Annotated in this window: 22 protein-coding genes and 1 pseudogene; 15 read left to right on the forward strand and 8 right to left on the reverse strand. The window is 62.8% G+C overall.

The genetic code is table 11. From position 1 onward, the window contains the following. The first annotated feature begins 7 nt into the window (after positions 1–7). Positions 8–514, forward strand: a complete 507-nt coding sequence (locus BLU32_RS12315; protein WP_093807351.1) for a hypothetical protein — start codon at positions 8–10, stop codon at positions 512–514. A gap of 99 nt (positions 515–613) precedes the next feature. Here the strand turns inward: BLU32_RS12315 and BLU32_RS21825 are convergent, their stop codons facing one another. Further along, complete coding sequence (locus BLU32_RS21825) at positions 614–1,288, reverse strand: hypothetical protein (protein WP_157727655.1); 675 nt, start codon at positions 1,286–1,288, stop codon at positions 614–616. On the opposite strand from BLU32_RS21825, the gene BLU32_RS12320 reads away from it, so the two are divergent. From BLU32_RS12320 to BLU32_RS12350, 7 genes are all read left to right on the forward strand, one after another. Beyond that, positions 1,288–1,866, forward strand: a complete 579-nt coding sequence (locus BLU32_RS12320) for a DUF2975 domain-containing protein (RefSeq protein WP_093807353.1) — start codon at positions 1,288–1,290, stop codon at positions 1,864–1,866. The genes BLU32_RS21825 and BLU32_RS12320 overlap by 1 nt on opposite strands. Before the next feature lie 11 nt (positions 1,867–1,877). Beyond that, positions 1,878–2,096 carry a helix-turn-helix transcriptional regulator gene (locus BLU32_RS12325; RefSeq protein WP_093807355.1) on the forward strand — a complete coding sequence of 73 codons (219 nt, stop codon included), beginning with the start codon at positions 1,878–1,880 and terminating at the stop codon, positions 2,094–2,096. A gap of 136 nt (positions 2,097–2,232) precedes the next feature. Next, positions 2,233–2,829: a histidine phosphatase family protein gene (locus BLU32_RS12330; protein ID WP_093807357.1), complete on the forward strand. Its 597-nt coding sequence runs from the start codon at positions 2,233–2,235 to the stop codon at positions 2,827–2,829. An 84-nt stretch (positions 2,830–2,913) separates the two neighbouring features. Beyond that, positions 2,914–4,383, forward strand: a complete 1,470-nt coding sequence (locus tag BLU32_RS12335) for a YcjX family protein (protein ID WP_244501692.1) — start codon at positions 2,914–2,916, stop codon at positions 4,381–4,383. Further along, positions 4,380–5,426, forward strand: a complete 1,047-nt coding sequence (locus tag BLU32_RS12340) for a YcjF family protein (RefSeq protein ID WP_093807361.1) — start codon at positions 4,380–4,382, stop codon at positions 5,424–5,426. The genes BLU32_RS12335 and BLU32_RS12340 overlap by 4 nt, the downstream gene beginning before the upstream one ends. 353 nt (positions 5,427–5,779) lie before the next feature. Next, positions 5,780–7,291 carry an EAL domain-containing protein gene (locus tag BLU32_RS12345; RefSeq protein WP_157727656.1) on the forward strand — a complete coding sequence of 504 codons (1,512 nt, stop codon included), beginning with the start codon at positions 5,780–5,782 and terminating at the stop codon, positions 7,289–7,291. Between the two features lie 185 nt (positions 7,292–7,476). Then, positions 7,477–8,652, forward strand: a complete 1,176-nt coding sequence (locus tag BLU32_RS12350) for a VWA domain-containing protein (RefSeq protein ID WP_093807365.1) — start codon at positions 7,477–7,479, stop codon at positions 8,650–8,652. Positions 8,653–9,079: 427 nt separating this feature from the next. Here BLU32_RS12350 and BLU32_RS12355 read toward each other — a convergent pair whose 3' ends face one another. Both BLU32_RS12355 and BLU32_RS12360 read right to left on the reverse strand, forming a co-directional pair. Continuing rightward, entirely contained in the window at positions 9,080–9,811 is a 732-nt protein-coding gene (locus BLU32_RS12355; RefSeq protein WP_093807367.1) for a hypothetical protein, read from the reverse strand. Positions 9,812–9,814: 3 nt separating this feature from the next. Continuing rightward, entirely contained in the window at positions 9,815–10,579 is a 765-nt protein-coding gene (locus tag BLU32_RS12360) for a TylF/MycF/NovP-related O-methyltransferase (protein WP_157727657.1), read from the reverse strand. A gap of 435 nt (positions 10,580–11,014) precedes the next feature. Here BLU32_RS12360 and BLU32_RS12365 point away from each other — a divergent pair, with 435 nt between their 5' ends. Next, the gene (locus BLU32_RS12365) at positions 11,015–13,045 is read left to right on the forward strand and encodes a methyl-accepting chemotaxis protein (protein WP_256371420.1); all 2,031 of its coding nucleotides are present in this window, start codon (positions 11,015–11,017) and stop codon (positions 13,043–13,045) included. 72 nt (positions 13,046–13,117) lie between these two features. On the opposite strand, the pseudogene BLU32_RS12370 reads toward BLU32_RS12365, so the two are convergent. Beyond that, a pseudogene (locus BLU32_RS12370) lies at positions 13,118–14,303 on the reverse strand (aminotransferase class V-fold PLP-dependent enzyme). 125 nt (positions 14,304–14,428) lie between these two features. Between BLU32_RS12370 and BLU32_RS12375 the strand changes: the two are divergent. Continuing rightward, on the forward strand, positions 14,429–14,890 hold the full coding sequence (locus BLU32_RS12375; RefSeq protein WP_208976877.1) for an Lrp/AsnC family transcriptional regulator: 462 nt from the start codon (positions 14,429–14,431) through the stop codon (positions 14,888–14,890). 22 nt (positions 14,891–14,912) lie between these two features. Here BLU32_RS12375 and BLU32_RS12380 read toward each other — a convergent pair whose 3' ends face one another. Then, positions 14,913–15,689, reverse strand: coding sequence for a helix-turn-helix transcriptional regulator (locus BLU32_RS12380; RefSeq protein WP_093807375.1), 777 nt, complete (start codon positions 15,687–15,689; stop codon positions 14,913–14,915). A 419-nt stretch (positions 15,690–16,108) separates the two neighbouring features. Between BLU32_RS12380 and BLU32_RS12385 the strand changes: the two genes are divergently transcribed. The 4 genes from BLU32_RS12385 (at position 16,109) to BLU32_RS12405 (ending at position 18,338) form a co-directional block, all read left to right on the forward strand. Continuing rightward, positions 16,109–16,408: a hypothetical protein gene (locus BLU32_RS12385; protein ID WP_093807377.1), complete on the forward strand. Its 300-nt coding sequence runs from the start codon at positions 16,109–16,111 to the stop codon at positions 16,406–16,408. Next, positions 16,401–16,586 carry a hypothetical protein gene (locus BLU32_RS12390; RefSeq protein ID WP_093807379.1) on the forward strand — a complete coding sequence of 62 codons (186 nt, stop codon included), beginning with the start codon at positions 16,401–16,403 and terminating at the stop codon, positions 16,584–16,586. Before BLU32_RS12385 ends, BLU32_RS12390 begins: the two co-directional genes overlap by 8 nt. 192 nt (positions 16,587–16,778) lie before the next feature. Then, positions 16,779–17,081 (forward strand): DUF1488 domain-containing protein, encoded by a 303-nt coding sequence (locus tag BLU32_RS12400; protein ID WP_093807383.1) that lies wholly within the window; start codon positions 16,779–16,781, stop codon positions 17,079–17,081. Between the two features lie 435 nt (positions 17,082–17,516). Beyond that, positions 17,517–18,338, forward strand: coding sequence for a transglutaminase family protein (locus tag BLU32_RS12405; RefSeq protein ID WP_093807385.1), 822 nt, complete (start codon positions 17,517–17,519; stop codon positions 18,336–18,338). A gap of 142 nt (positions 18,339–18,480) precedes the next feature. Here BLU32_RS12405 and BLU32_RS12410 read toward each other — a convergent pair whose 3' ends face one another. Further along, on the reverse strand, positions 18,481–20,247 hold the full coding sequence (locus tag BLU32_RS12410) for a radical SAM protein (protein ID WP_244501693.1): 1,767 nt from the start codon (positions 20,245–20,247) through the stop codon (positions 18,481–18,483). Between the two features lie 278 nt (positions 20,248–20,525). Between BLU32_RS12410 and BLU32_RS12415 the strand changes: the two genes are divergently transcribed. Further along, the gene (locus tag BLU32_RS12415) at positions 20,526–21,824 is read left to right on the forward strand and encodes an MFS transporter (protein ID WP_208976878.1); all 1,299 of its coding nucleotides are present in this window, start codon (positions 20,526–20,528) and stop codon (positions 21,822–21,824) included. A 40-nt stretch (positions 21,825–21,864) separates the two neighbouring features. Here BLU32_RS12415 and BLU32_RS12420 read toward each other — a convergent pair whose 3' ends face one another. Further along, positions 21,865–22,185: a 2Fe-2S iron-sulfur cluster-binding protein gene (locus tag BLU32_RS12420; RefSeq protein ID WP_093807389.1), complete on the reverse strand. Its 321-nt coding sequence runs from the start codon at positions 22,183–22,185 to the stop codon at positions 21,865–21,867. A 117-nt stretch (positions 22,186–22,302) separates the two neighbouring features. After that, positions 22,303–22,653 carry an Hpt domain-containing protein gene (locus tag BLU32_RS12425; protein WP_157727658.1) on the reverse strand — a complete coding sequence of 117 codons (351 nt, stop codon included), beginning with the start codon at positions 22,651–22,653 and terminating at the stop codon, positions 22,303–22,305. Positions 22,654–23,301: the final 648 nt, after the last annotated feature.

Consider the following 23,301-nt stretch of genomic DNA (forward strand, 5'->3'; position numbering starts at 1 on the left):
AGTCGCTGTGCTTATCGGCCTGGGAGGCCTCTCCGGCGAGAGCCGCGCGCAGGACGCGACGATGGAATCGGGCTGGCGAACGGTCACGACCGGCATGCGTCACTTCACCGGCCTGACATGCCCGGACCAGGTTGCCTCGCTCAGCCGCATCCAAGTGCTCGGCAGCGGCGTCGACCGGATCGCCGGCTGCGTCTATCAGGGAACAGACGGCACAAACGCGATCCTGCGCAGTCACCCTGTCGGCACCAGCGCGCAAATCACGCGCATTTTCCGCAAGCGCTACGCCGAGGCCGGTTTTTCGAGGCTTGAAACGACCGGCGCACCGGCCTCTGGCGTGTCTTTTCGCACCGGCCGGCGCGGCGACGGCACCCGCTGCGAGACACTGTGGCGGTTTACCGCGAAAAGCGCGGACTACACCCTTTGGATGGTCTACACGCTGCCCTCGCAGGCCGAAAGCATCGGCCCTTTGGTGGCGGCCTTTGCCACGGTAATGGCACAGACGGACACGCGTTGACGCACGCGGCAGCCTTGTCTCACAGGCCGTCCGCGCCCGCTTGCTTGCAGCTTTCGATCGCTTCATCGTCAGACACGCCGACCCCGCGCATCGCCGCCCTCAGGTCGAAATCGCGCACGAGCGCAACGAACCCGTCGAATTCGCTGGCCGCCAGATAAGTCGACACCGGCACGGCCCCGCCCGAACCGGTCCGATACGGCACCCTGTCACGGAAATCGAAAGCGTTCCGTTGCGACCGGTGCCCGGTCTTGCGCGGGTCTCGGCAAGTCGGCGCTGCACAGCGCGCAGCTTTTGCGCATCTTGCTGCGACACCGTGAACACGGCGAGTGTGGCACCTTGCCTTCGCTCCGATGAGAGACCGACGAGGTCACGCCTGCCCGTCACCCGTTCAAATACGATCTCGTCCCGCCGCACGACAATCCCGCCAGGCGTGCCACGTCGCTCGACGACCATCACCGCCCCGCCTGGCGGAATCCTGATCCAGTCGGGATGCCGCACGGCGACCATCAGTTGCTCGGGATCGGTGGTTTTCAGGTCGAAGGCGCGAAGCTTCACCATGCTTGTCAGGGGAACATGACCGCAGGCGGCGACCGCGGCGCCCAGGACCAGCCCCCCTGCGATTCCGGCGAGACCGCGTGATGAAACGGAAAGGCGATGCGATCTGCGCATGGCAATGCTCCACAATTGGCTCTTGGCCTGAAATTTCACAGTTGACGGCCATTTATTATTGTTAAACAATAAATTTGTAAACCAGATCGTGAAGGAATTGAACAATGATGACCGTCTCGCCCAGTTTGGACACCGCCGGGGGACGCCTCGCCCGCATCCGTCTGGTCAGCCGCGTGATGGCCGGCGTGACGCTTGTCCCGATCGTGGCGATCGTCGCGATCCCGGCAATCCTTGTCGCCTTGACGCTCCTCGATCCGGCCGCACTCGACGCCCGGCTGCTCGACGCGGTGGAGGCGCCGAAGGACGGGATCCTGACGCCTCTGACCCGCGCCCGCGTCGTCGCCCTCGCCGCCGTTCCCCTGCTCGCCGCGCTGGCGGGGTTCGTTGCCGTGCGGCGGCTGTTCCTCGGATTTGCACGAGGAGAAGTCCTGACACCGGAAAGCGGTGCGCGGCTGAAGCGGATCGGCATCGTCGTCGCCGCGCTTGGCCCCCTCACGATCGTGATCCGCGCCGTCGCGAGCGTCGTCGTCTCCCTGCCAAACCCGCCCGGCGAGCGGATGCTTGCCGTCGGCTTCGGCAGCAACGACGTCACCACGGTCATCGCCGGCGGATTGCTGATTGTTCTTGGCTGGACGCTCGAGGAGGCGGCACGCATAGCGGACGAGAACCGCCAGTTCGTGTAAGGAAGCGAACCATGGCGATCATCATCAATCTCGATGTCATGCTGGCGCGGCGCAAGATGCGCTCCCGCGAACTGGCGGAGCGCATCGGCATCACCGAGCAGAACGTCTCGCTGCTGAAGTCCGGCAAGGTGAAGGGCGTGCGCTTCGAAACGCTGGAACGCATCTGCGAGGCGCTGGACTGCCAGCCGGGCGACCTCATCGAATATCGCCCGGCCCCCGACGACGGCTGAGGAGGCCCTGCCCCAATGTCTCGCTGGCCAGATCGTGAGGCCATCCCTGTAGCCCGCCGACCGAGCACGCCACTTGTGACGCGATGCATCCCCTCTGTATGCTCGACGAACCCCGGCGGAGGGAGGGAGACGCGCCATGCTGAGATTGCTGCTCTTGAGGCACGCCAAGTCCGACTGGCACGATGCGGCAGCGCGCGACCACGACCGGACGCTGAGCACCCGCGGCAAGACCGCCGCACCCGCAGTCGGCGCGCATATGGCCCGCCATGGCCTGATGCCGGACAAGGTGCTGTGCTCCACCGCCCAGCGCGCACGAGAAACACTGGCACTTGTCCTGCCCCACCTCTCCGGTGAGATCGACGTTCACGTCACACGCGGGATCTATGACGATTCGGAGATGGACTATGTGGAGACGATCCGCGCCCTTGGCGGCAATGCCCGGACCCTGATGGTCGTCGGCCACAATCCCGCCACAAGGGACACCGCGCTGGAGCTTGTCGGCAGCGGCAACCCCGCCCTGATCGAGGCCATCGAGGGCAAGTATCCAACGGCCGCGCTCGCGATAATCGACTTCGCGGCAGATCGCTGGTCCGATGTGGAGCGCGAAAGCGGGCGGATCGTCGCCTATTGCCTGCCGCGCCATCTTCCGGCCGCCGCGACATCGCTGTCGGCGCTGCCGGAGGCGGCAAACGACGGTGGCGACACCCCGCCGACATCCGACAACGACGCGTGACGCGCGCCTCGAGTTGCTCCATTTACGGCTCTCTCCCTTGCAAGACCGAACGCCCCCCACCACATGGCGGCGCGGAGACACACATTGACCCGCAAGACGCTTTTCTCACGCCTCAGCGACGAAGTCCGCTACTCCGTCGACAACATTGCCGAGACCGTTAGCGACCTGGGCACACCGACGGTGCGCCTCGGCGTGACCGGCCTGTCGCGCGCCGGCAAGACCGTGTTCATCACCGCACTGATCCACAATCTGGTGAATGGCGGGCGGCTGCCGATGCTGGATGCGGCGGCCGAGGGGCGGATCGCCCGCGCCGCACTGGAGCCGCAGCCCGACGATGCCGTGCCGCGTTTCGATGTCGAAGCGCATGTAGACACGCTCCTGAAAGAACGCGACTGGCCGCAATCCACCCGACAGGTCTCCGAACTCAGGCTGACGATCACGTTTGAATCCGCGCATTTCCTGTCGCGCGCGCTCGGGCGCGGAAAACTGCATCTCGACATCGTCGACTATCCCGGCGAATGGCTTCTCGACCTGCCGCTGCTCGACAAGGACTTCCAGGCGTTCTCGCGCGAGGCACTGGAGCGGGCGCGCCAGGACGCCCGCGCGCCGATCGCGCGCCCGTTCCTCGACGCCCTTGCCGACATCGATCCGGACACAGAGGCCGACGAGGCGACCGCCCGCGATCTCGCACGCCACTACACCGCCTATCTCGCCGAGTGCCGGGCGGAGGGGCGCGCGCTCTCCATGCTGCCGCCCGGACGCTTCCTGATGCCGGGCGACATGGACGGCTCCCCCGCCCTCACCTTCGCGCCTCTCGACATCGCCGCCGATGCCGGAACCGCGCCGCCGGGATCCCTGCGTGCGATGATGGAGCGGCGTTACGAATCCTACAAGAAGCACGTCGTGCGGCCCTTCTTCCGCGACCATTTCGCCCGTCTCGACCGGCAGATCGTGCTCGTCGATGCGTTGAGCGCGCTGAATGCCGGGCCAGCCGCGCTCGCCGATCTGGAAACCGCCCTGTCGGAGATCCTGGCGGCCTTCCGTCCCGGGCGCGTGTCGCGGCTGTTTTCCATCCTGACGCGGCGCATCGACAGGATCCTGTTTGCAGCGACCAAGGCGGACCACCTTCACCGCGCCGATCACGACCGGCTGGAGGCGATCCTGCGCCGCCTCGTCAAGCGGGCGCTCGAGCGCGCCCACTACAGCGGTGCCGAGGTCGATGTGCTCGCACTCGCCGCGATCCGCGCCACGCGCGAGGCCCGCGTCACCCACGACGGCGAGGCCATGCCGGCAATCCTGGGCACGCCGCTTCCCGGAGAACGCGTCAACGGCGAGATCTACGACGGAAAGACGGAAATCGCGCTTTTCCCGGGCGACCTGCCGGACGATCCCGAAGCCGTATTCACGACCGGAGCGGAACCACAGCCGCCCGTGCGCTTTGTGCGGTTTCGCCCGCCCGAGCTGCAAACGACGGCGGAAGGGCTCAAGCTCTCGCTGCCGCATATCCGCCTCGACCGGGCGCTGCATTTCCTGTTTGGAGACCATCTGACATGAGCGAAGGGCAAGGCTCCCGCGACAGTGATGCCCCCCGCGCGCGCAAGCGCCGGCGGCCGGCCGCCTTTCGCCTAGACGACACGCGTCTGAGCATGGAGGCCGAGGAAGTCCATTCCGACGCCGAGGCCGAAACCGCACCCGCACCGGACGAGACGCGGCGCGGCCCGCGCTGGGGACGTTGGCTCATCGTCGGACTTGGCGGGCTCGCCTCGCTCGCGATCGGCCTGTCGGTCGATGCGTTGATCCACGATCTCTTTGCCCGCACGGACTGGCTCGGATGGACCGCCGTCGCACTCGCCGCGATCGCCGCGCTCGCCGCCGTCGGCCTCGCCTTGCGCGAGGTGTTCGGCCTCATGCGGTTGCGCAAGATCGACAGCCTGCGCCAGTCCCTGACCCTGGCAGCCGAGCAGGACGACGACACAGCCGCACGGGCGGCCCTTGCCGAGCTCATCACGCTCTACTCCGGCCGGCCGGAGACCGCTGCGGGGCGTAGCGCGCTGTCCGCGCATCTGCGCGAGGTAATCGACGGTCGCGATCTGGTGCGGCTTGCCGAACGCGAACTGATGACGCAGATCGACGCCCGCGCCGTGCGCATCGTCAAGGAGAGCGTCAAGCGCGTCTCGGTGGTCACCGCGGTCTCGCCACGTGCCGCGCTCGATCTTGCCGTGGTTCTGATGGAAAACCTGCGCGTGATGCGCCGGCTTGCGGATCTCTATGGCGGGCGACCGGGCATCTTCGGTTTCCTGCGTCTGGCCCGTCATGTGGTGGCGCATCTCGCCATGACTGGCGGCATGGCGGCGGGCGACAGTCTGGTGTCGCAACTGCTCGGTCACGGTCTTGCCGCCCGCCTCTCCGCACGACTCGGCGAGGGCGTCATCAACGGTCTCCTGACCGCCCGCGTCGGCATCGCGGCCATCGCGGTCTGCCGTCCCGTCCCCTTCGTCGGCCATGGCGGCCCGGCCGTATCCGACGTAATGGGCGAGATGTTTCGCAGCGATCCCGAGACCCGGGCACTGCTCGAGGAAAGTTCCGGACGCAACTAATACATTTACGTACCATCTGAAGTTCTGCTCGTTTCGTCTGGATTTCGTATAGGTCACCCGCCCGCTGCCGCGCAGGATATCCATCTGTCATCTTTCGCGTACAGAAAAATCTGACTCCCCCATACATAGAAAACATAAATATATTATCGTTATTTTTTACATGAATTGAATTTATTCAAATGTTGCATTCCAAATGACGAACAGTCAGTCTGAAAAAACTGGAAACCATCCGGGTCAAAAACGTGGCATTTTTATCGAAAGATCGTGTCCTCAGCGTCTGTTTGGCCGTGTTGATTTCATTCATCTGTCTTGTCACGATCAAGACACTGCACGGGCTTGAAGTCCGCACCGGAATGCGCGCAACTCTTCAGACCATGATGACGCGCACCAAGCTTGTGACACAACAGGCGAATATTGTTCTGAACGAGCTGGGCAAGGATCCGGAACTGGGGTGCAGCTCCGCCTATTTGCGCAAACTCAGCGCAACGCTCTTCACCAACAGTTTCGTGCACGACATTCTGATTCTGGACGAGGTTGCCGGTGGCTACGCCATCTGCTCGGGCACATTCGGAATTTTCCCGCAGCCAATTGCCATTCCCGAGCCGAGTTTTCAGTCGCGCCGACGCCCGGACCGTTACATCTGGCTCAACTTCGAGACGGACGGCCTGCCCGAGAGCAGCGCCAACTTGTTCATCGCCGCCGGGCGAATCGGCGTCCTGATCAACCAGCGCGTCTTGTCGGGATCCAAGACGCCCTTCGTCTGGGAAGCATTCACCCGTCCGCCGGACGAGGACTACGGCATTCATCTGTATGGCACGCCAGGCGTTTTCCAGGAGCTCATCGCGACCGGTACGCATCTGCTGACGCCCAGCATCTCCGTCGAGCTCTGCGATGAACGCGAACAGCTCGGCTTCTGCCTTGCCGGGCATAACAGCGCCGCCGCCATCCTTCAGCGCCACAAGGTGCTGATCATCTCCAGCCTCATCTTCTGCCTGCTGATCGGAGCGGTCGCCCAACAACGGATCCTGATCCGATTGCGCTACCGCAAGAGTATCCCCGGCAGGATTCACCGTGCCATCCACAACGGCGATGGCGACGGCTTTTACTGCCACTACCAGCCGATCTTCGATCTGCAGAACGGAGAGATTGTCGGCGTTGAAGCGCTTGCGCGCTTCGAGGACGACATCGGGGCGTTGCCGCCCGATGTGTTCATCCCCGAGATCGACAAGGCGCACGACACCTGGGCCTTCACGCAGAGAATCATCAGCATGGTCACCGACGATCTCGGGACTTTGGGCGATATCGCACGCTCCTGGACAATCTCGATCAATTTCTTCCAAAACGACCTTCGGGAGGACAATCTTCCCATGCTGACCGCCTCGCCCGCGGTCGCGCGGGCCCGCCAGAACGGACTGACGCTCAACTGCGAGGTTCTGGAGGCCGGCTCCATGTTGCGAAACGACAAGGAGGCCGCGCTCACCCACCTCCGCGCCCTGGGATTTACCGTCTCCATAGATGACTTTGGCGTCGGGTTTTCCAATCTCGCGGAGGTTCGTCGCATGTCGCCGGACTACCTCAAGATCGACAAGCAGTTCATTCAGGGCATTGATCACAAGGAAACGTCCCTGCGCGCATCGCTGGTTCCCAACATCGTCGATATCGCCCGGCAACTGAAAGCGCTTGTGATCGCGGAAGGCATTGAGACACCGGATCAGCTTGCAGCACTCACGTCGCTCGGCGTCCGTCTGGGGCAGGGATACCTGCTCTCCCGTCCCGTTTCGATCGATGCCCTGTCGCAAATGGTCGGTTCGGATGCGCCGGTTGCGCTGCTTGGAGCCGACCGCCGTCTGGCCTCCGGTTCCTGAGGGGGCAACCGCAGCGTCCAGGACATGAAGAGAAAGCGGTGCGCACCAAATGCGGCCGGCGTGATGCGCAAGGTCGTCACCGGAGAGTCTGGATCGACGCCACCGACCATCGGCGGCAGCGTTCCCGACAATCATTGGCGAGGGGCCATCTCGACAGCGCCACGCAAGCCCCGTAACTTGCGCCGATGTTCATCACGTTCCTGACCAATCTGCGCTCCGGCGGCGTTCCGGTGTCCCTGCGCGAGTACCTCACGCTGATGGAGGCGCTGAAGGCCGACCTCGCCGGCCGGCAGGTGGAGGACTTCTATTATCTCGCCCGCGCCTGCCTGGTGAAGGACGAAGCCAATCTCGACAAGTTCGACCGGATCTTCGGCCAGACCTTCAATGGGCTCGACCTCGGGTCGGCAATCGAGGCGGAAGACCTGCCCGAGGACTGGCTGCGCAAGCTCGCCGAAAAGCACCTGAGCGAAGAGGAAAAGGCCCGGATCGAGGCGCTCGGCGGCTTCGAGAAGCTCATGGAGACGCTTAAAGAGCGGCTCAAGGAGCAAAAGGATCGCCATCAGGGCGGCAACAAGTGGATCGGCACCGCCGGCACCAGTCCCTTTGGCGCCTATGGCTACAATCCCGAAGGCGTGCGCATCGGCCAGGACGAAAGCCGCCACCGCCGTGCCGTCAAGGTCTGGGACAAGCGTACCTTCAAGGATCTCGACGACACCGTCGAGCTCGGCACGCGCAACATCAAGGTCGCGCTCAAGCGCCTGCGCCGCTTCGCCCGTCAGGGCGCAGCCGAAGAACTCGACCTCGACGACACGATCCGCGCAACCGCGCACAGGGGCCTGCTCGACATCAAGATGCGGCCCGAACGGCGCAATGCGGTCAAGGTGTTGCTGTTCTTCGACATCGGCGGCTCAATGGACGATCACATCCGCGTCTGCGAGGAACTGTTTTCGGCCGCGCGCACCGAATTCAAGGTGATGGAGTATTTCTACTTCCACAACTGCCCCTATGAATTCGTCTGGAAGAACAACGCCCGCCGGCATTCCGAGCGCATGTCGACCTTCGATGTGCTCAACAAGTACGGCTCCGACTACAAACTGATCTTCGTGGGCGACGCCTCCATGAGCCCCTATGAGATCGCCTATGCCGGCGGCTCCGCGGAACACTGGAACGAGGAACCGGGAGCTGCGTGGATACAGCGCCTGACGGCGCACTACCAAAAGAGCGTCTGGCTCAACCCGGTTGCCGAACGCCACTGGTCCTACACCCACTCCATCCAGATGATCCAGACGCTGATGGAGGGCCGCCACTACCCGCTAACGCTGGAAGGGCTGGACGCGGCGATGAAGGACCTGGTCCGCTAGTGGTTCGATTCCGACATTTGCCTCCCCGCGCAGCACCGCCGCAGCAAATGTCGGAATCAAGAGAACCACTAGGGTCAGGACCTGTTGATATGACTGAAATGGCGTTCCAGATGACGAGAGATGCAAGGAAAAGCCCGAAGGGCGGGGCCATTCCCCCGGTCGAGGGCTTTGACGCCGCAGGTCGACGTCAGCTCGAGCGTCCTTCGGATCGGGCGGATCCGCACGGGATACCATGTCGCAATCCCTTGAAAGGCTCCAGCCTTCCTGCGGGCTTGCTCCTCGTATCCGCACACATCCGCTCCGACCATCGCAGCCATGTCAACAGGTCCTGACCCTAGATAAATATATGACTTTATTGGAGCTTTTGAATTTGACATTTGGGTCCCGTTTTCGGCGAGGCTCCTGATCAAATGTCAAATTCACGCCACTAGGCGCTTGCCGCAAGCCCTGTTGCCTCGGCCACATCCAGCCGGTCGGACACACGCACCAGAAACGTGCAGCGCACGAACGATCCCGTATTCACGCCGCTCTTGTGCTTGGTCAGGAACGAGATCACCTGCGACTGCCCCCTGACGGTTTCCAGCACCGTCTCGCTCTCTGGCGGGGTGCAGATGACGCGTTTGTGGCGGTTGTTCTGCGGATCCATGAAGACCATCGCATGCGTTTCCTGGCCTTGCGCGTGAGAGAAGGCCCCCGCCACCAGCGCCCCGTCGTGGCGCGCGCAATCGAACAGCGGCGTCGAGATCACCAGGCTCTTCGTCGAGCAGTCCCCCTTCGGCAGATAGTAGTCCGCCTCCTGATGCCAGGGCAGGTTCAGCCGCTTCTCGTCTGCCTGAAACTCCGACGGCAAATCGATGCGCAGATGCGGAAAGGCAAGCAGCACCCGCTCCGGCGGGCATTCGACGAGCCGGGCGGCGAAGCGGCGCAACGCCTCGCCGGCAACGAGCTCGGCAAAGAGTGCGGAACCGGTGAACCGGTCCTGCGTGCCGGCGGCGAGCGTGCCGCCGGCGCTGCGATCCGCGATCAGTTTCTGCGAAAAGGTCTCATGCGACGTTGTCCCGGTCGCCTCGAACAGGAAGGCGGTCGACGCCGCGATCAGATCGTCGAGACCGCCATCGGCGATGGTGAACCCCTCGGGGTGCGTGTCGAGAAACGCCAAGGATCACTCTCCCTTGATGCAATAGGCCGCCATGGACGCGCAGGGCACCCGGCGCAGCCGCAGCCTATCGAGACCGAGCGATTCGCGCACGGCAATCGTTTCACCGGGATAATCCTCGTGATTGATCTCGTCGAAGACGACGACGGCGCCGCGCGCCATCCGGTCCCAGGCGAGATCGAGCACGTCGCGGGTCGGCTTGTAGAGATCGAGATCGAGGTGCAGCAGACCGATGGTGGCCGCGGGACACCGTTCCAGATAGGCGGGAAAGGTTTCGCAGATATCGCCCTTCACCAGCTCGACCTTCGGGACATGGCCGATCATGCGGTTGCCGTCGAACAGCTCGATGGCGGAGGTCAGCATGTCAAAGGACTCAAAGGCCAGACCGCCCTTGTGCATGTGCCTGGCGGCAGAGGACAGGTCTTCTTTCGTGGGTTCCGTGAACCCCTCGAACGTATCGAAACCGACGACCCGGCGGGTATAGTGATGCGGTTCGAAGATCGACGCGAAATGCGCCATTGCCATCAGGAAATTGCCGCCCGCCACGCCGCACTCGATGATGTTGCCGGGAATGTCGCGGATCAGGTTCCAGTAGTCATAGGTCTCCAGAAACCGAGTGACCGCCTGGCGCGTGCTGAAAACCGGCATCATGTCGACGAGGCGATGGGGCGCGACGGGCAGCCCGTCGATCGCCTGCGACCGCGTCTCGTACCAGGACAATTGCGCCTGTGTGTTCCGGCTCTTCTCGATGTTGTCGAGTGTCGTTTCCATCTGCATCTCCGATTCGCGCATCCTGCCGCGCTCTTGCAAACTACACCGGCGATCTGCTGCGTCGCGCGCTGCGATCGCCGAACGGATCAAATCGGCTGGCGCATGAAGGTCCGACGCCAATCCGCCGAAAATGGCGAACCCCAACAAGGCGATAGAGTTCAATTCAATTATAAGTAGAATTATTTAAAATAATACACCAATAATCGTAGATAAATTCGGCAAACTCCTGATATTTTTAGCTATACTTAATGGTTTGGGCGCATTCGTTTTTGTACAAGGCCAACAAACGGAGCGTCCTTCATGTTCGCGCGACTGACCCGACTTTCAATTTCCGCCAAAATCCCGATTCTGGTGGTTGCATTTTCTGTAATTGCAACTGTTATCACCGGTGTTTCTTCATATCTTTCGTCGAGCCAGTATCTTGCCAACGCGGCGATGAGAAACATGGAAGCGGTGGTCGGATCGCGCAAATCGGAATTGGCGCTCTACCTGAAGAGCATCGAGGAAGACCTGCTGGTCGTGGCGGACAGCGCCATGGCGCGAGACGCATTGACCGCATTCCAGACGTCCTATGGCAACGCTGGAGCCGGGGAAAATGTCGCACTCCGCGACGCTTACATCTTCGACAATCCGAACCCGCTTGGCGAAAAGCACAAGCTGGATGCGGCGACGGACGGGAGCGCCTACACCGAGACCCACGCGCGGTTTCATCCGTGGTTCCGCAATCTGCTTCAGGCGCGCGGCTACTACGACATTTTCCTTGTCGAGCCCAACGGCGATCTCGTCTATTCGGTGTTCAAGGAAAACGACTTCGCGACCAATCTGCTGACCGGAAAATGGCAGGACACGGACATCGCGAAAGTCTTCAAGAACGTCCGCGACAATGCGGCAGCCGGATCCATTGCCTTCACCGATTTTGCCGCCTACACCCCGTCCAACGGCGCACCGGCAAGCTTCATCGCCACGCCCGTCATCGACGACGCTGGCCGTTTCAAGGGTGCGCTGGTCTTTCAGATGCCCATCGACCGTATCAACACGATCATGGGCAATGCGGCCGGTCTTGGGCGCACCGGCGAAACCTATCTCGTTGGCTCGGACATGCTGATGCGCTCCGACAGCCGGTTTCGCAAGGACGGTGCAGCAACGAGCATCCTGAGGCTGAAGGTCGACACTGCAACCGTGCGGGATGCGCTTGCCGGCAAGGTGGGCGTCGGCGACGCCGTCGACTATCGCGGCGAGATGGTTCTTTCCGGCTACACCCCTTTGACCTTCAACGGCGTGACCTGGGCCCTCCTCGCCGATATCGACGCGCAGGAAGTGCAGGAACCGACCGTCGAACTGCGCAACTCGATCCTTCTCCTCGCTGCCGGTATCGTCGTGATCACGGGCCTTGCGGGCTTCGTGTTCGCCCGCAGCGTTTCCGGCCCGATCTCCAGAATGAATGCAACCATGCTTCGCCTCGCCGATGGCGATCTGGGCACGGACGTGCCCTACCAGGGGCGCGGCGACGAGATCGGCGACATGGCATCCGCCGTGCAGACCTTCAAGGACAACGCGCTCGAGGTGAAGCGTCTGGAAAGCCAGCAGGCTGAGCTGGAAGCCCGCGCTGCCGAGGACGCCCGCGTCGCCCGCGAAAAACTGGCCTCCGAATTCGAGGCAGCCGTCGGCGGAATCGTCGACAGTGTCGCGTCCGCGGCCACGGAGATGCTTGCATCGGCACAAACCCTCTCAGCTTCGGCAGAAGAAAACTCCGCCAGTTCGGCCACGGTTTCGGCAGCCGCAGAGGAAGCCTCCACCAATGTGCAGGCCGTGTCGGGAGCCGCCGAAGAGTTGTCCAGTTCGATCTCCGAGATCAACCGTCAGGTGAATGATTCCCAGGAGATTTCCGAAGCTGCGGTCCAGAGTGTCGCAGCGACGAACCAGCGAGTCTCGACCCTGACCACCGCCGCCGACAAGATCGGTGAAGTCATCGCCCTGATCACGGATATCGCCGAACAGACCAACCTTCTGGCGCTCAATGCCACCATCGAGGCCGCGCGCGCCGGAGAGGCCGGCAAGGGCTTCGCGGTGGTTGCCGCCGAGGTCAAGGAACTGGCCAGCCAGACGGCCAAGGCAACCGAGGAAATCGGTAAACAGATCAAGGGGATACAGGGCGCAACGGAAGAAACCGTCGGATCCATCGGGTCGATCGGCGAGACGATCGACCGGATTCGCCAGGTCTCCACCGCGATCTCCGCCTCTGTCGAGCAACAGGGATCCGCCACCCACGAAATCGCCCGCAACATCGAACAGGTATCGAGCGGCATGTATGAGGTCACGACGACCATCACCAGCGTCAGCAGCACGGCAGCAGAAACCGGGGCTGCCAGCAGCCAGCTGGTCAGTGCGGCCAATGAACTGTCGCAGCAGTCGGAAGTCCTGCGCAGCGAGGTCGACAAGTTCCTGCGCGGGGTCCGCGCGGCCTGACACCGAACATCATCGCCTGCAAATGACGAAAGGGCCGTGGCAACGCGGCCCTTTCTCCGTTTGCGGCGCCTCCTACCGCACGACCGAGAATCGCGCCGTGACCGGGTCGCAGGCGTAAAGCGGCACGAGCGAGGGCGCACGCCGGGCAAGATCCGCGACGCTCTGCAGCACGAAACCAACGGTCGCATCATCCATCAGCCACGACAGGTTGAGCCGGCACCAGCCCGGCTTTTCCGTCTCCTCGCCCTTCAGGATCGCCCCTCTCAACGCAGACGAGGCCGCCGCGTCGATCCCGAGCAACCGATGCCCATAGGGGCCCGCGCAGGCGCAGCCGCCGCGCGCCTGAATGCCGTGGTGATCGCTCAACATCCGCGTCACCAGTTGCTGGTGGATGTATCCGCCCCTGCCATCGCGCACGCGAAAGCAGAAGATCGGCAGCCTTGCGCGCTTGTCGCGGGCCAGGATCTCCAGCTCCGGCACCTCCTCCCAGGCGCGAAACGCCTGTTCACACAACGCCCTGTCACGCCCGCGATGATCTTCTGACCGACCGCCTCCTTGACCAGAAGGACGAGCGCGGCACGAATGTCGCCGATCACATCGGGGGTGCCGGCTTCCTCCCGCGCCGGCAGTGACGTCGTGTAATCATGGCCCCAGGGCGAGACGAAGGCGACCGTGCCGCCAACGGGAGCCGTCGGGATCTTGCGCCGCACCACTTTGTTACGGATCGCCAGAACACCGGAGGCTGCGGGCCCGCCCGCAAATTTGTGCGGCGACAGTAAAACCGCATCCAGTGCGACGTCGGGCGCCGGGCGCATGTCGATAGGAAAATACGGGCCGCCGCCGGCATAGTCCCAGACGGAAAACGCGCCGTGCCGGTTCAGGATTCGCGTCACCGCGACAACATCGGTGACGATGCCGGTGACGTTGGAGGCGGCGGAAAACGCACCGACGTGTCCGGTCCGGCATTGAGAATACGGACGATCTCGGCCCGGGCCTCGGCCCTGAGCCGGGTCATGGCGCTGCCGCAGAACGAGGCTTCCGTGTGGCTGTTGGCATAGAACGGCAACACGCCTTCGGATACGAACCGCTCGACACAGCTCAGGGCCGGCCCCGAGGCGGTGTAATCGGCATAGACCAGACGCCGCGCTCCGAACGGCCCCTCGAAATGGACGTCCTCGCCGATCACGTCGCCGCGCAGCCGGGCGAGCGTGTCGCCGCCGGCGCGCAGGTCGCGCGAGAAATCCCCCAGATGCCTCATTTTGCCTCCCGATCGCGTTTCCAGGTTGCGGAAGGCGCTAGAATTGTCCTTATATCGCTTAAATTTGCACAAATTTCAGCGATATTGATCTTGAAATTGGTGATTTTGATCGAAGCGGGGATAAATTGATCGACCAGTCCAACGCCGCCATCCTGCGACTTATCCAGCGCGACGGCAGCCTCACCCAGCGCCAGTTGGCGGAGCGCGTTCACCTGTCCGCCAACGCCTGCTGGAACCGGATCCAGGCACTGAAGAAGGCCGGCGTGATCCTCGGCCAGAACACGCGGCTCGACCGGGAGAAACTCGGCCTGGACCTCGTCGTCTTCATGATGGTGCGCACGCGCCATCATTCGCTCGACTGGCTGACGCGGTTCCGCACCCATGTCTCGACGATCCCGGAGGTGATCGACTTCTACCGGATCGGGGGCGACTACGACTACATGCTGAAGATCGTCACCCGCGACATGGCCGGCTATGACGCAGTGTACCAGCGGCTGATCGGCGGAGTGGAACTCGACACGGTGACCTCCTATTTCGCCATGGAGGCCATCGAGGAACAACGCCCGCTGCCGATCCGCGAAAGCTGACGCAGCGTGCCGGGAAGGGCTTTCAGGAATTGCCGAAATAGCGCCCCGGCGTAACCCCGAACGCCTTCTTGAAGGTTGCGATGAACGCGCTCGGCCCCTCATACCCGAGCTGGTCGGATATTTCGCCGACGGCGGCACCCTGCGAAAGCCATTCGACGGCTTTCATCAGCTTCGCCTGCCGCCGCCATGCGCGGAAGGTCAGACCCGTCTGACTGGAAAAATGCCGCTCGAAGGAGCGCAGCGACAGATTGGCCCGCCGGGCGAGAGCGGCCGCCGTCACCTCCGCCGCCGGGTCCGCTATCAGCGGCGCAAGGGCGGCGCGCAACCGCGCGTCCTCCGGCATCGGCAAATGCAACGGCGCGACATGGGAGGTCGCGATCTGGTCAACCAAAACACCGGCAAGCCGCCCGGTGGCATCGTCCGCGGCATAGTCGGGCGCGCGGCTCATGAACGCGAGGATAAGCTCGCGCAGCAGCGGCGTGACCTGCACGACGAAGGGCGCATCCGGCATCGGCGGCAGACCGTCGGGCCGCATGTAGAGAAAACGGACGTCGGTGTCCGTGTGATAGGTGGAGTTGTGGGTGATGTCCGGCGGAATGAAGATCGCCCGCTCCGGCGGCACCACGAAGGTGCCGGCCTGCGTGACGACAGTCACCGACCCGCGCAGGATATGGAAAAGCTGCGCACGCGCATGGGCATGCGGCACGGTGACAGCGCCCGCCGTTTCCCGGCCGACATAGGAAATGATCGGATCGGGATGGTCTTCGGGAAACTTTTCGAGGCGCAGCGGATGGATCATGAATGTGCCGGCGGTTGGGCGTCGTCCTTACCCGCCAGCTTAGCGCCTGGCTCCGGGACGTCCAGTTTCGGGAATCGGCGGCCGCAGCGGACAGACCATACAAACAGTCAACGAAAATAAAACTGCTTCCGCCTTACTAAATTCCGAATTGTCCTGTATGGTGATCTTGTTTCGATGATTTCGAACGCATTTCTTTTAAAGAAAAAGCGCAGACATCATCGATGACGATTTCGGATCCGCAAATAAATTCCTGCATCTTGGCGGACCCTTTTCCACGTGCAGTTCTCTTTGCCCTTGAAAACCCGCAGGCACGCGCGAACGCATGACGTTCGGCTGCCCGACCGGATGACGACAGGCGCATCCTTCAAGGGCCGATGCAACCAGAAACGCAGCGCTGCCGAACCCGAACGGATAGACACATGACAATCGCGACCTACCGCAGACGCAACATCGGGCCGCCCGCCATCGAGGCCGACACGCACATCTTTTCGACTGGGCAAAGCGTTCGGTTGAAAGGACGCATTGGCGGCGCGCCGGCGACCAACTCCTACCGCATCACCGGCACGCTGCCGCCGGTCAACGGCTCCCCCCAGTACCGAATTCGCAACGAAGAGGAACGCCACGAACGGGTCGCCACGCAAGACAGTCTAGAGCAGGTCGATTCCGTCGACGACGACGGCAACGCAACCCTTTCGGAAAGAACATTTGGACATGGCTAAGGGACAGCAACGCAGCAATCGCGAAGTCAGAAAGCCGAAGAAGGAAAAAGCGGCCCCCAAAGCGGATACCGCTACCTTCGGTGGCAAGATGGCAAGCGCCGCCAATGCCGCGCCCCAGCACGGCAAGAGCCCCGGACGGCTGCCCGGCGCCGATGGCAAGGGATCGCGACACCCGTGATCAGCGCCCGCAACCGGCATGATGTCGACAGCGGCCCCCCGATAGCGCCCCGCGAACGTTCTCTTCGGGTCAACGAGGCGGCGCGGTTTCGCGCCGCACCGCTGATCGACGGGGACCCCGGTTCGGCCTTGCGACCTCGCAGCACGGCCCCTGTCAGGGCGCTGCGCCGCAAGACCGGGATGGCCTGACCGAATGGCGCTGAGTTTCCCCAATCCGAGTCGCAGCTTCGATGCTGCACGCAAGGGCGTGCGGTTCATCGCTCATGACGGCGTGTTCGAGGTCACTTTCCTGGTGGAGCTTTCGGCACTCATGAAATCGGACAAGGCGTTGGCCGATAACGCCGTTTCGGCCTCCCGTGACAGCACACAGGCTCTGGAAGACCAATGCCTGTCCGCCTTCGACAGGCAGCGCAGCTTCATACAAGATGTGGCCAGACAGGCGTATTCGAACGCGCACCATCCATCCTATACGCTGGTGTCCTCCGATTTCCGCTAGTGTGGTGAATGTGAAATTCGTCTGATTGCTAAGGCAACCTCCAGTGCGGATTTAAAATTCAAAAACAACAATGAAAACATATACTTGATAGCCACTCTCTTGAATCTGAAGTTTGTTCAGAGCAAGCTGGACATGAGACGAACTTCAGATGCGGGTGACTGGGATCTGGACCCATAGACAAGATGGCCTCGGGTTGCAGCGGATTGCGTCCCGTCGAGAACCGAAAAGCGCGAAAATTAAAGTATTTTCAAGCCTTTCACAACGAAGACGAGGCGCTGTCCTGTGAAATTCGACGGACGGGATAGGGACCTCACCCCGCGTCGTCAACGCGTTGACCGGGTAACCGGCCCGCTTCGCCCCCTCCTCGCGGCGTTTCGCCAGTTTCCATGCCATGTCGGCCTCGTTTACGGGGCTACACCCTGAGGTTGAAGGCACATGCTGATCCGTTGCGGCTACGAAATCACGCTGGTGTGTCAGGAGGCGACGGCCCTCGTTTGCCTGCTCTCGATTCATCAGGAGCGGGCGGACGACATTTGCGGCTCCGAGACATTCAGCACCACTCCCTCGGTGCCGACATCGCTTTACAGCGATCCTTTCGGAAGCCGGGCGCGCAGGCTGGTTGCGCCGGCCGGCGCGCTTACGCTGTCCGGCAACGCCACGGTGAAAGACAGCGGCCTGCCGGACGAAGCCTTTCGCCATGCCCGCGAGGTGCCCGTGCAGGACCTGCCCGATGCCTGCCTCACATGGCTGACGGGAAGCCGCTACTGCGAGACCGACCGCCTCAGCCAGATCGCCTGGGATCTGTTCGGCCACCTGCCGCAGGGCTGGGACCGGGTGCAAGCGATCTGCGATTTCGTGCATGATCACCTGCATTTCGACTACCTTAAGGCGCGGGCGACCCGCACCGCCTTCGAAGCCTACGAGGAACGCGTCGGCGTCTGCCGAGACTACGCCCATCTGGCGCTGAGCTTCTGCCGCTGCCTCAACATTCCGGCGCGCTACGTCAACGGACACCTGGGTGATATCGGCGTTCCGGTGGTCGACCCGATGGATTTCAGTGCCTGGATCGAGGTCTATCTCGGCGGCGGCTGGTATACGTTCGACCCGCGCAACAACCGCCCGCGCATCGGCCGGATCGTGATCGCACGAGGCCGTGACGCCGCCGACGTGCCGCTCGTAAACTCCTTCGGCCCACACGTCCTGCAGACTTTTCGTGTCTGGACTCATGAGGTCGCCGACCAGGATGCGAACTCATGAACGCGATTGCCGTGGCTTGAGGCGGACTGCGTCTCGTCAAGAAGCGCAAGCGCAGGAAATACGTGTCTTTTCAAATCTGTCACGACAAAGATGGAGCGCTGTCCGCCTCAAATCATATCAACTTTATTTACGGGTCCGCACCCTAAGAACGCGCCGCAACGGCGGTTCGGGCCTTTGCGGCCCCGCGCCCGCGCTTGACCGCGCCCTGTCCGCCAGTGGTTTCGCGATAGAGCGCAAGCGTTTCGTGGTCGCTCTCCTCGGCCGGTGTGGTCGCGAGATCGATGTAGGCGTGGCGGTCGGGATCGGCGAAGATACGTTTCTGCAAGCGGTTCGCCTGCCAAACGCCCCAGGCGAGACGCGCCACATTCCCGAACGACCGCGCCCAGTGCCAGGGATAGAAAACAAGCGCCGGCTCGAGCGGTAGCACCGGGCGTCGATCACGCCGATAGCGCCGACGCAGCAACCCGCCTTCAAGCGGATGCACGCCCTCAAGCTTATAGGCGAGATAGAACTCCACGACTTCGTTAAGATTGATGCCCTTGTTCTTCTGCGCCGCAGACCGCCGGCCGATACGTTCGATATGCTCCGGCGTGTAATAGGCGTGCCAGGCGTCGCGGTAGATCCCGTCCCATTCGGCATCGGACATCGTCTCGTGATGGGTCACCCGCTGGCTGGCATCGTATTTGTTCGGGTCCGGATCCATCCAGACGCCGGCCTCTGCCATCCGCTTGTGGTCGGCCGAGCCGGGCAAGGGCGTGAGCACAAAGAACTCAAGGAGATCGATCGGCAGCTCTTCCTGGACAATCCTGATGTCCCGCAGAATGCTTTCGCGCGAGTCCGCCCCGAAGCCGAGGATATAGCCGGCGATGATCGTCGCGCCATACTCCCGCCACTTCTGGATCATGGCGCGATATTCGGTGATCTTGTTCTGTCGCTTGTTGGCTTCCAGAAGGTTGTCCGGGTTGACGTTCTCCAGCCCCATGAAAACCCGCTCGACGCCGGCCCGGCAGGCCTTGTCGATGAACCCGTCGATCTTGTGGCAGAGCATGTCGACCTGGATCGTCAGCCGGAAATGCAGGCCCTCGACATCGCGCAAATGGATCAGCCGGTCGAACAGGGATTCCCAGTTGCGGTTGCGCGCCAGATCGTCGTCGGTGACGAAGAACTTGTAGATGCCCTGCGCCAGATTGGCGCGGATGATGGCTTCGAGGTCGTCAGGCGTGCGAAACCGGCTCTTGCGTCCCTGCACGTTGATGATCGTGCAGAAGGAACATTGGTAGGGACACCCGCGTCCGAGATCGAAACTGGTGTAATTGGCACCGGTCCGGCCGACGGTTTTGCGGTCGAGAAAAGGGATCGGCTCGCCGCCAAGCGACGGCAGCGCCGAGAGATAATCGTACTCCGGCTTTAGCGTCCCTGCACAAGCGTCGCGCAGTACCTCGTCCATGCGACGCTCTTCCAGTTCGCCCGCGAACAGGGAAATGCCCATCTCCCGCGCCGCAAGGATTTCCGGCGGCTGTTTCTTGAGCATCGACTTGCAGCCGGAGACATGAAATCCGCCGATGGCGACCGGGATCTCCGCCTCGAGAAACGACTTTGCGAGATCGACGGCGCGCGGGAACTGGTTGGTCTGGACGCCCACCAGCATGATCAGACCGCGTCCGCCGTCGCGGCGGATGCGGCGAATGATCTTGTCGGGCCTGATACGGGTGTTGGTCTCATCCATCGTTTGCGCGCGGATGTCCACACCCGGTCCAAGCACCTCGCGTTCCGCGCAATCGATCAGCAGGCCATTGATCGTCGCCAGCGTATTGGACGGCATCATCGAGTGAAGCCACTGGATGGGATAGCCATCCGTGTCGTAATGCGACGGCTTGATCATGATGACGTGGAAGATCTCTCGCTGCACGAATGCACCATCCTGCCTGTTTGTTGAAAGCCGCGCGCCCGTTCGCTCGCGTGAGGGGAGGCTTGCACGGTGGGGAGGTCGTGTCCATGCGATAACCCGCAGGGCGACCCTATTGGCGGCGTCTCATCGACATAAATTGACAAAATAGCGATAACACGCATCGGACATGACGCGATAGACAGGGACAACACGGCGTGTCGCCGTACAACTGCGCCTTTTCCTGGCACCGCCTGCGGCCCGGACGCAGCGTACCCCGCTCTTTCCACCGGATGAAACCGATGTCAAACCGTTCTTCGCCCACCGCCCCCTCACCGGTTCCGGCCACCGCTGCCCGCGAGGCCGGCGCGGGCCTGCCCGGCTCCCCGCCGCCGTCCGGCATGCCCACCGGCACCGGCTGGCGCTCCCCGCTGATGCTCCTGATGATCATGGCCGCCGCCATGCAGCTGTCGTTTGCGGCCTGGTGGAACCTGATGAACAATTTCGCGGTGCACGAGCTCGCCTTCACCGGCCGCGAGATCGGCATCCAGCAATCGATCCGCGAAATCCCGGGCTTTCTCGCCTTCACCGCCATCTATGTGCTGCTGGTGCTGCGCGAGCAGACGCTGGCCTATGTCTCGCTGGCACTGCTTGGCATCGGCGTTGCCGCGACCGGTTATTTCCCGACGACCTGGGGCTTTTACCTGACCACCTTCGTGATGTCGGTCGGCTTTCACTACTACGAGACGATGAACCAGTCGCTGTCGCTGCAATGGTTGCCGAAGGACAAGGCCGCCGCCGGCATGGGCAAGATCATAGCGGTGGGCGCCTTCGCCCAGCTCGTCGCCTACGGGATCATCTTTGTCGCCTGGACGACCTTCCAGCTCAGCTTTTCGACCGTATTTCTCTTTGCCGGGCTTCTGACGCTCGTCGTCGTCGGCTTTCTCGTCGTTGCCTTCCCGCAGTTTCGCGAGGGCGTGCCTCAGCGCAAGTCGCTGGTCCTGCGCAAGCGCTACTGGCTCTATTACGCGCTGACGTTCATGGGCGGCGCGCGGCGGCAGATCTTCACGGTGTTCGCGGGCTTCCTGATGGTCGAGCGCTTCGGCTACGACGTGCACGAGGTTGCCGGACTGTTTCTGCTCAATGGCGCGATCAACATGTTCCTGGCGCCCAAGATCGGCTCATGGATCGGCAAGGTCGGCGAGCGTACCGCGCTCACGATGGAATACGTCGGGCTGATCGGCGTCTTCATCACCTACGCCTTCGTCACCAACGCGACGCTGGCCGGAACGCTTTATGTGATCGACCACGCCTTTTTCGCCATCGCCATCGCGATGAAGACCTATTTCCAGAAGATCGCCGATCCGGCCGACATCGCGCCGACAGCGGGCGTCGCCTTCACCATCAACCACATCGCGGCCGTGGTGATCCCGGTGATTTTCGGTCTGATCTGGCTGGTGTCACCGGCCGCCGTCTTCCTCATTGGCGCGGCGATGGCATTCGTCAGCCTGTTGCTGGCGCGCATGGTGCCCCGCGATCCGAGCGACGGCCACGAGGTGGAACCGCTGTTTTCACGCCCGGTTCCCGCGCCGGCGGAATAGGGGAACAAACCGCGCCGCCAGGACAGGCGGCGCGGCCGGCTCAGGCCTGCCGTTCGGGGACGCGCACGACAAGACCGTCGAGCGCATCACTCACCTTGATCTGGCAGGACAGCCGCGAGGTCGGCTGGACGTCATAGGCGAAGTCCAGCATGTCCTCCTCCATCGGCTCCGGCGAACCGGTCTTTTCCGCCCAGGCCGGATCGACATAGACGTGGCAGGTGGCGCAGGCACATGCCCCGCCGCATTCCGCCTCGATACCGGAAACCATGTTCTTGATGGCGTTTTCCATCACCGTGGAGCCGACGGGGGCCTCCACGACAGTCTCGGCGCCGTCGGACGTGATATAGGTGATCTTTGGCATGGGCGAACGATCTCAAGGTGGCATGGGACAAGGGGTCGGTTCGAACCCGACATAACCGTTCATCGCCAAAGGTCAAGCGCTGCGCGTTCCCAAAAGACCGGCGGAGCACGTCCAGGCTCAGCTTTCGAGCAACCCGTCGATATAAAAGCCCGCTTCCTCCACCGCGGCGCGCAAGGGGGCAAGGTCCGGCGTCTTGCCGTCGAGCAACGCCCGCTCGGCCGTATCCGCGGCTTCGGCGACCTTCCACGCGCCGACGCCCTTGGCCGATCCGTTGACGGTGTGAACATTCTCGCGCAACACCACCGGATCGGTCGCGGTCTCGAGCCGCCGCATGGCGACCTCTGCCTGTCGGGCGAAGAGCCGAAGCACCTCTCGCTCCAGATCGCGATTGCCGAGCGTGTGACGACTCAGATGAGCCAGATCGACGGGCCGCGTGTCGGCCGGCCCCTTCGCTTCGGTATGTGCCATTGCCTGCATCATGGCCGCTGCCTTTCCTGCTTTCCCGCGCCCGCGTCCCGGCGAATTGCGGCGCGGTGTCAAGCTCGAGCATCGGCAAAAATGACGAAAATCGTGTTAAATCCGCAAGAACCCGACAGCTCCCGGCCAACAAAGTGAATCTTTGGTTAACGCGCGTTGACGAATTGTCACGATCGCACGCGCATGCAGGTCAATTGCCCGTCCCCGGTGTGCGGCGCCTTGGCGCCCGCGCCACAAGCAGCGTCGGAACGCTGCAGCCTAGCCAGGGTCTTGCGAGACGACCGCACGGCCGTCGTCCGTCAAGCGGCACACCAGCCAGTCAGGCTTGATTGGGTTGGAAAACCAAGGCTCTGCCCATCCTGCGGCGAGACAGGCGCGGATGGTTTTTTCCGCGATCCGCCCCCCTTGCGCATCGAACAACGGCAATTTCCCCCCCGCCTCCGACAGGCCGCGCACAAGCCATGCCCGCTGCGCGCGCGTCGGCTTTTTCGACAGGCCGCTCCCCCTCGGTTGACGCCGTGACGTTGTGCGGGGTGCCTCATTTTTCCCTTGCGCCATGCCTCCCATCCCCTTGTCATGACTCTGCAAATTCTTGTTCACCGGCGCGGATTGTGTCATTAGCTTTGGTGATGCGGCAAG

Source organism: Stappia sp. ES.058 (assembly GCF_900105595.1).
Lineage (GTDB): Bacteria > Pseudomonadota > Alphaproteobacteria > Rhizobiales > Stappiaceae > Stappia.